At 60.7% G+C, this 7751-nt stretch carries 7 protein-coding genes and 2 tRNA genes; 8 read left to right on the plus strand and 1 reads right to left on the minus strand.

Translation table 11 applies throughout. The features are described from left to right. Together HMPREF2736_RS08055 and HMPREF2736_RS08060 are read left to right on the plus strand one after the other, a co-directional pair. Nucleotides 1–564: an exonuclease domain-containing protein gene (locus HMPREF2736_RS08055; RefSeq protein ID WP_070829358.1), complete on the plus strand. Its 564-nt coding sequence runs from the start codon at nucleotides 1–3 to the stop codon at nucleotides 562–564. 55 nt (nucleotides 565–619) lie between these two features. Further along, entirely contained in the window at nucleotides 620–1411 is a 792-nt protein-coding gene (locus HMPREF2736_RS08060; protein ID WP_083279509.1) for a fumarylacetoacetate hydrolase family protein, read from the plus strand. Nucleotides 1412–1437: 26 nt separating this feature from the next. On the opposite strand, the gene HMPREF2736_RS08065 is transcribed toward HMPREF2736_RS08060, so the two are convergent. Next, a complete protein-coding gene (locus tag HMPREF2736_RS08065) occupies nucleotides 1438–2577 on the minus strand; it encodes an isochorismate synthase (protein WP_070484227.1) in 1140 nt (379 codons plus the stop codon). A 168-nt stretch (nucleotides 2578–2745) separates the two neighbouring features. Here HMPREF2736_RS08065 and HMPREF2736_RS08070 point away from each other — a divergent pair, with 168 nt between their 5' ends. The 6 genes from HMPREF2736_RS08070 to HMPREF2736_RS08095 form a co-directional block, all read left to right on the plus strand. Next, nucleotides 2746–3738, plus strand: coding sequence for a CE1 family esterase (locus tag HMPREF2736_RS08070; RefSeq protein WP_083323030.1), 993 nt, complete (start codon nucleotides 2746–2748; stop codon nucleotides 3736–3738). Nucleotides 3739–3827: 89 nt separating this feature from the next. Beyond that, the gene (gene gltX / locus HMPREF2736_RS08075; RefSeq protein ID WP_070484224.1) at nucleotides 3828–5324 is read left to right on the plus strand and encodes a glutamate--tRNA ligase; all 1497 of its coding nucleotides are present in this window, start codon (nucleotides 3828–3830) and stop codon (nucleotides 5322–5324) included. Nucleotides 5325–5501: 177 nt separating this feature from the next. Beyond that, a tRNA-Gln gene (locus HMPREF2736_RS08080) sits at nucleotides 5502–5573 on the plus strand. 30 nt (nucleotides 5574–5603) lie between these two features. Then, nucleotides 5604–5676 (plus strand) — tRNA-Glu (locus HMPREF2736_RS08085). A gap of 174 nt (nucleotides 5677–5850) precedes the next feature. Then, nucleotides 5851–7011 (plus strand): alpha/beta hydrolase, encoded by a 1161-nt coding sequence (locus HMPREF2736_RS08090; protein WP_246822123.1) that lies wholly within the window; start codon nucleotides 5851–5853, stop codon nucleotides 7009–7011. Between the two features lie 34 nt (nucleotides 7012–7045). Continuing rightward, the coding region (locus HMPREF2736_RS08095; protein WP_246822127.1) for an alpha/beta hydrolase-fold protein at nucleotides 7046–7751 on the plus strand (706 nt) is incomplete at its 3' end.

Raw genomic sequence — 7751 nt, forward strand, 5'->3', positions numbered from 1 at the left:
ATGTTCTTTCGACCGAAAGCGCGTGCGCTTATCGACGATGCCCTGCTGGCCGTCGACGTCGAAACCACCGGACTCAAGCCGGAGAAGCATGAGATGGTCTCCATCGGTTGGGTTCCCGTCGACGGCCGTGTGATCGATCTATCACAGGCACAGTACTTCGTTCTCGCAGGTGCCCAAGTTGGCGATACTGTGACGCTTCACGGGGTGACTGACGATGATATTGCGAACAAAGGCGTCGTCGCTGCCGAAGTACTCGACGCGTTTGATCGTGCCCTTGAAGGACGCAAGTTGTTGGCCCATTTTGCGCAGATGGAGCTAGGTTTCGTCGCAAAGCTGCAAAAAGATGTCAAGGGCAAGCGATGGGGCCTGCGCGAGAGCGAGGTAGTGGATACCTTCGCGATGGAGCGGCGACACATGGAGCGCATGGGTACGTATCCGCGCGGCGAGGACCTCAGGCTTGCGCGCGTGCGACAGCGCTACAATTTGCCCGACTACGCGAACCACAACGCGCTTACCGACGCGATCGCGTGCGCGGAGTTGTACCTGGCGCTGAGCGCGCAGTAGACGTCAGTGAATCCCAAATGCGCCACAATGACAGTGGGGTTGTATGCTCGATCACATGCGTTTTGGACGAATTGCAACACCTGAAGGAATGACGTTCGCCGTTATCGACGATGCGGGAACGACCGCAAAGGCGATCAAGGGCACGCCGTTTAGTGCGCCGGAGTACACCGGCAAAGAATACGACCTTGACCAGGTGAGGTTGCTTGCACCGACGCTACCGTCGAAGATCGTCGCTGTGGGACGCAACTACGCGGACCACGTAGCTGAGGTGTTCAAGCAATCCGCCGAGCACCTGCCGCCGACAATCTTTATCAAGCCGTCGACCGCCGTGATTGGCCCTGGTGCCGCTATTAAGATCCCGGAGTTCGCCACAGGCGTCGAGTTTGAGGGCGAGCTGGCGCTCGTCGTTGGCGTTCCATGCAAAAACGTCAAGGCTGAGGACTGGAAGTCTGTGATCCGTGGCGTGACCATCATCAACGATGTCTCCTCGCGTGACCTCCAGTTCGCGGACGGTCAGTGGGCGCGCGCCAAGGGCATGGACACCTTCGGTCCGCTCGGTCCTTGGATTGAGACGGACCTGGATAAGTTCGACTTTGCCAACCTGCCGATCAAGGCGCACCACACCCACGACGGTAAAACGGAGACCAAGCAGGACTCCAACTCGAACCAGATGATCAAGTCGGTTGGAGAGATGGTGGAGTGGGTCTCCCAGTCCTTTACTCTGCTGCCGGGCGATGTCATTGCAACCGGTTCGCCGGCGGGTACCGCAGAGATGGTTCCGGGCGACTACATCGAGGTTGAGATCCCAGGTATCGGCAAACTGGGCAACCCCGTCGAGCGCGCCTAGAACGCAGGCTCGCTTTTGGGCCGTGTTTACAGGCCCAGCGCGCGCATGATCGTGCGCAGTTTGGCTGAAGTCTCGTCGAGTTCGGCCTGTGGGTCGGAGTCTGCGGTGAGCCCGCCACCGGCCCAGGCGCGGGCGTGTGTGCCGTCGCCGTTGACCTCCGCACAACGGATGGCAACCATGTATTCGCCATCACCTGCGGCATCGGTATATCCGACCGCGCCGGCGTAGAAACCGCGATCCGATTCGGCGGTGGTAATCAGGGCTTCTGCGGCGGCGGGTGGGGTGCCGCACACAGCAGGGGTGGGGTAGAGACGCATTGCCAGATCCAGCGCTGTTGGTGCCGGTTCCTTCAACGTGCCGCTAATCGGTGTGGCAAGGTGCCACATCTCGCTGGTCTTTTCTAGGATTGGGCGCTCTGAAATCTGCAGGTCAGAGCAAAGTGGCTCGAGGACCTCGCGGATGTGCTCGACAACGAAGCGGTGTTCGTCGAAATCCTTTTGCGACGACGCCAGTGCCTCCGCTGCGGCACGGTCCGCCGCCGGATCGTGCGGTACACGTGCTGCCGAACCTGCAAGGGGATAGGAGGTCACCTTGTTGCCACGGCGGCGCACCAGGACTTCGGGTGAGGAGCCGACTAGGAAATGTCCCGTGCGGCCAGATGGGGTGAGGTCCGCGATGAAACCGTCGTGCGTGTAGGACAGATCGATCAACCTGGCCGCGACGAGGCGTGGATCAACCGGTGGGTCGAAGGCGATGTCCACCGCACGGGCAAGCACAACCTTGTCCAACAGGGAGTTGCGGATAGTACCCACTGCGGCCTCAACGCGTCGAAGATGTTCCTCGGGGGAAGGGTCGACGTCGATAAGCGTTGCGTGAAGGCGAGAACCTGCGCCAATCCGGTAATACGGGTGCGGCTCTAGCGGGCCTGGCTCCCGAATGATGTGCTCTGGCACAGTGAGCGCCGCTGGGCAGTCCTGGTCAAAGGGGAGCGCACCTACAACCATTTCCACCTCGCCGCGCTCTAGCGCGTTGTTCGCTTCCCAGGCGTCGCTAAACGTGCGGGTGGCGCCTTGAGTGCGGACCGATCCTTCTGCGCGCGAAAGGAGAAAATCGGGCGCAGTGTCGGGGCGGCCGGATGGAGGGCCGGCAAGCGGGTTGACGGACATGGGCAAACACTCTAACCGGCGGCGTGCAAAAAGGTGCGGTCGGATCAGTTGCTTCGGATATACCCCAGGTTTATTGTTGCCTGTGTGAAAATTGGTAACAATGTGGCAGTTGGTGCGAAACGGGTCGGAAGGATCCGTAGAGCGCTGGCAGGAAGCGTGGCAACGCTCATGATCGCCACTGGGGCTGTGACCCCTGCTCCCGCACAGGCGCAGGACCTGTCTTCGCAAGCGAATCAGGCAGTTACAAACGCGGTCAACCAGGCAAATGCTGAGTGGAACAAGTTTGTCCAGATGGCCAACGACTCCCTGCCGCAAGGCTCATCGTTGCCGATCAACCCGGTTCCCGCCCCGCAAATTCCCGCGCCGAATCTCCCCGGTGCGTGGGCGCCCCAAGCGCCGGCGCCGGTGGCGAACGGGGCCAACGGCGAGGTCCGTGTAGCGGGACGAAGCTACCTCGTCTGGGTGCCGCGAGGGTACAACCCTGCACGTCCCACCCCGGTGATGGTGGGGTACTCCGCATATCAGGATTCCACGGAGAATTTTCGTAACTATTCACGCCTGCGTGAATCATCTGTCGGCCGCGACGCGATCATCGTTTACCCGCGCGCGATCGGAGCATCGTGGGAGGGATCCGCAACCGCAGCGACACGTCCAGGCCAAGACATCGCCTTTGTCCGCGCAATGATCAACGACGTCCAGCGCTACTACAACATCGATCGACGCCGGATCTACGCCACCGGCATGTCCACCGGTGGCGGCATGGCCGCAGTCTCCGCCTGCCACATGGCGGACTTGTTTGCTGGCGTTGCTGGCGTGTCCGGCGCGTACTACGCCCCGGTGAACCGTGGCTGCCAGAACCTGCCGGTCGCGTTCATGGCCATTCACGGCACCAACGACACACTCACCCCGTACCACGGCACTACTCGACGAGGCCAGCAAGTGCTGCCGGTGCCGGAGCTGTTTAAATCCTACGAGCGCCGCAACGGGTGCTTCGGGGGAGTCGATTCGCGCCCGGCAGGCAACAATGCGACTCGGGTGTCGTCGCGAAACTGCCGCAAGGGCGTGGAAGTGATCAAGGTGCATGGCTCGAACCACTTCTGGTGGTACTCGCCGTCTGCAGCAGACGAAATGTGGCGCTTCCTCATGCGCAACCCGAAGTAACGCGATATGTTGCTGGATCCTGGGCGGTGAGCGCCGGGGGTGGTTGGGCGTCGACAAGCGCAATGCATATGGCGCGCTACGATTGCCCCATGACTGAAAACCCCAATATGCGCGTTCGCTTTTGCCCGTCGCCGACCGGAACCCCACACGTGGGCATGGTCCGCACCGCCCTGTTCAACTGGGCGCAAGCCAAGCACTCCGGAGGCAAGTTCGTGTTCCGTATCGAGGACACGGATGCCGCCCGTGACTCCGAGGAGAGCTACCAGGCGATTATTGAGTCGCTCGAGTGGCTCGGCCTTGGCTGGGATGAAGGTATCAACGTCGGTGGCCCGCACGAGCCGTACCGTCAGTCGCAGCGCTCTGACATCTACGCCGATGTGCTGAACAAGCTCATCGAGGCCGGCGAGGTCTACCCGGCGTACTCCACCAACGAAGAGGTCCAGGAGCGTCACAAGGCCGCAGGCCGCGACCCGCAGCTGGGCTACGACAACTTTGACCGTGACCTCACTCAGGAACAGATCGATGCTTTTGAGGCCGAAGGCCGCAAGCCGGTCTGGCGCCTTCGCATGCCGGACCAGGATTGGACCTGGAACGACCTTGTGCGCGGTGAGGTCACCTTCAAGTCCGAAACCCAGCCAGACTACGTTGTCGCCCGCTCTAACGGTGCGCCGCTGTACACGCTGGTCAATCCTGTTGACGACGCGCTCATGGGTATTACCCACGTCCTGCGCGGTGAGGACCTGCTGTCCTCCACGCCACGTCAGCTCGCGCTTTACGAGGCGCTGAAGCGTATCGGTATTACGGATTTCACCCCCGAGTTCGGCCACCTGCCGTTCGTGATGGGCCAGGGCAACAAGAAGCTTTCCAAGCGTGACCCGGAATCCAACCTGTTTAACCACCGCGACAACGGCATCATCCCGGAGGGCATGATCAACTACCTCGCGCTGCTGGGCTGGTCGCTTTCTGCGGATCAGGACATCTTCTCTGTCGACGAGTTTGTCAAGGCCTTCGACGTCTCGGACGTGCTGGGTAACCCGGCCCGCTTCGACCAGAAGAAGCTTGAAGCAATCAACGCCGACCACATTCGCCTGCTTGAGCCGGAAGACTTCCGAAACCGCCTGCGCGAGTACTTCACCGAGTACACCGACTTCCCAGCGGATTACCCGGAAGACAAGTTCACCATTGCGGCGGATCTCGTGCAGACCCGTATCAAGGTGCTCTCCGATGCGTACGACCTGCTGAAGTTCCTTGTCATCGCGGACGATGACTTGGTGCTGGACGAGAAGAGTGCAAAGAAGAACCTCAAAGACACCGCCGTCGAGCCTTTGGATGCCGGTATTGCAGCGCTTGAGGCGATCGGTGAGGGGGAGTGGACCACCGAGAACATCGAAGCAGCGCTGAACAAGGCGCTGATCGAGGACCTCGAGCTCAAGCCGCGTGTCGCATTCGGCGCCCTGCGCGTGGGCACCACTGGTGCCGCGGTGTCCCCGCCGCTGTTCGAGTCCATGGACCTGCTTGGCCGTGAGTCCACGCTGAAGCGTCTCAAAGCTGCCCGCGCCGTTACGCCGTACCAGGCTGCAGAGTAGGAGCGCTACGGAGTAGGAACTACAACGCTGTTGTTTTCGTACGTTTAGGCCACCGCGTTTCTATGCGGTGGCCTGCGGATTTGGTACACATAGCGATTCATGGTTATAGTACTCCATGTTGTTCAGGCAGACAGCGCGGAACGGAAACGGAAAGCGCAGGTCAGGACTGAAAAACAATGGCCTATGGTGTAATTGGCAACACTACGGTTTCTGGTACCGTCATTCTAGGTTCGAGTCCTGGTAGGCCAGCTGCAGAGCAATTGCGTTCTGTGTCCTAATGCCCCGTTCGTCTAGCGGCCTAGGACGTCGCCCTCTCACGGCGGTAACACGGGTTCAAATCCCGTACGGGGTACAAGAAGAAAACCTCCGATCTGGTTCGCCAGGTCGGAGGTTTTCGCGTTCGAGTCTTCCCGGCAGGTACCTTGTGTCTATGTTGTGGTTGTTGCCGTCGTTTTTAAGTGGCAGAGCGCGTCAAACTGGCTCAAGCGTGATCGACGCGCTCAGCGTTCCAGTAGCGGCGTCTAGCTTGTTTTCCACGATTCCGTTGCTTGCGGTGCCGGCACTGTTTCTCACGACGCTCGGCGGGGGAGTATTCGGCTCGTCCATGTACGAAGGCTCCAGCGTCGGCGGCTCATCCGGAGGGTCCAGTTCGTACCAGCTGAGCGATACGTTCCCAGACCCGGACGCGCGTCCGGCCGAGTTGAAGTCCCTAACGCACATCGAAAACGACGTCTACGAGGTCGTCGTCTATTCGCACGCCATGGGCAAAGAAGTGAAAAACGAGGTGATTCTTCCCGGCGGTCCTGACAACGACACCCCGCGCCCGACCTTTTACCTTCTTATGGGGGCCGACGGTGCCGCGAACGGATGGTCGTGGCGTAATTCTTCGGACTACCAGGAGTTTTTCCAGGACAAGTTGGTCAACGTGGTTACACCGATTGGGTCGGTGTCCTCGATGCAGGCTGACTGGTATCGCGAAGATAAAGCAACAGGGCGAAACAAGTGGCTGACATACCTGACCAAAGAGCTGCCGCCGCTTATCGACGAGCACTTCCACGGCACCGGCCACGACGCCATCGCCGTCATTTCCATGTCCGGAGGGCCCGCGCTGAACATCGCGTCCATCGCGCCGGAGCGCTTTGCCGCCGCGGCCTCCTACTCGGGGTGCCCGGCCACAACCGGGATGCTGGGGGACACCTACGTGCGTGAAGCGCTGAAGATGAATGGCGCTGATCCGAAGAAGATGTGGGGCATGTCGAGCGACCCGGCCTGGCGGGCGCATTCGCCGGTGTTGAACCTGGATGCATTGCGGGACACTGCGCTGTTTATCGCCGCTGCCCAGGGGGTACCTGGCGCGATCGATGCGTCGAAGACATCATCGGAGCGCATTGGCCCGCCTGTGACCATTGAGGCGGCATCCTATGCGTGCTCTGCCTATTTCGCCGACAAAGCCAAGCGGGCAGGCTTGGATGTGGAGTGGTACCCACAGGTGGAGGGCACACATAGTTGGGGGCTTTTTGAAAAGTCCATGCGTGAGAGCTGGCGCGTTATCGGTCCGGCGTTGAATGTGGAGCCGTTTGAGCGCGAAACACCGGTGACAAAGTCGCCGCTGCCAAGCGAAGCGCCACAACCTTTGGGGCAGCGCGGCTCGTCAGGCTCGTCAGAATCGTCAGGGTCGAGTTCGTGACAGCTGTTGGGCTACAGTTTGGCGTGTGAAACCAATGATTCGTCGCGGTGTGGCCCTGTGTGCAGCCACTACGTCAGTGAGCTTGCTCGTCGCCACGCCAGCACCGGCGGTGGAATCACGTGAGAGCCTTGGGCTCGTCGAAAAGCAAGAAGCACCTGGATGGACGGGATCATCGCTGATCAACGGCTTCCGTCAGATTGGGCCGGATACTCCGCCGCTAGCAATACCGATCATCCTGATCGGCGCGATGATGAGCGGTATTTTCGGCCACCTGCTGTTCGGACGCTTTGTGTTCGAGGGCAGCTCCCGGGCGGCACAGTCACTTGGCTCGAGCACGGTGGTGGACCAAACGTTCCCGGATTCGGACGCGCCGCCTGCGCAGTTCCGCAAACTGGAGCACTTGCAGGACAACGTGTGGGTGCTCACTGTCTACTCGCCATCGATGCGCCGGGAGATTGAAAACGAACTCATCTTGCCGGAAGGCGGTCCTGAGAACACCGATCCGCGCCCGACGTTCTACCTTCTGGGCGGCGCAGGTGGTGGAATGGTGACCCCGTGGTGGAAAGATGGTCGCGCTTCTGAGTTCTTCGCAGACAAGCACATCAATGTGGTCACTCCGCGCGGCTCTATCGGCTCGCAGCAGGCCGACTGGGCTGGAACGCACGACAAGCACGGCAGTTACAAGTGGATGACGTATCTGACCAAGGAGCTGCCGCCGCTTATCGACGAGCACTTCCACG

Origin of the sequence: Corynebacterium sp. HMSC036E10, assembly GCF_001836265.1 — a bacterium.
Taxonomy (GTDB): Bacteria; Actinomycetota; Actinomycetes; order Mycobacteriales; family Mycobacteriaceae; genus Corynebacterium; species Corynebacterium coyleae.

Coding starts and splice junctions, on each gene's coding strand:
- HMPREF2736_RS08055 (WP_070829358.1), top strand. CDS start 1: ATGTTCTTTCGACCGAAAGCGCGTGCGCTTATCGACGATGCCCTGCTG.
- HMPREF2736_RS08060 (WP_083279509.1), top strand. CDS start 620: ATGCGTTTTGGACGAATTGCAACACCTGAAGGAATGACGTTCGCCGTT.
- HMPREF2736_RS08065 (WP_070484227.1), bottom strand. CDS start 2,577: ATGTCCGTCAACCCGCTTGCCGGCCCTCCATCCGGCCGCCCCGACACT.
- HMPREF2736_RS08070 (WP_083323030.1), top strand. CDS start 2,746: ATGATCGCCACTGGGGCTGTGACCCCTGCTCCCGCACAGGCGCAGGAC.
- gltX (WP_070484224.1), top strand. CDS start 3,828: ATGACTGAAAACCCCAATATGCGCGTTCGCTTTTGCCCGTCGCCGACC.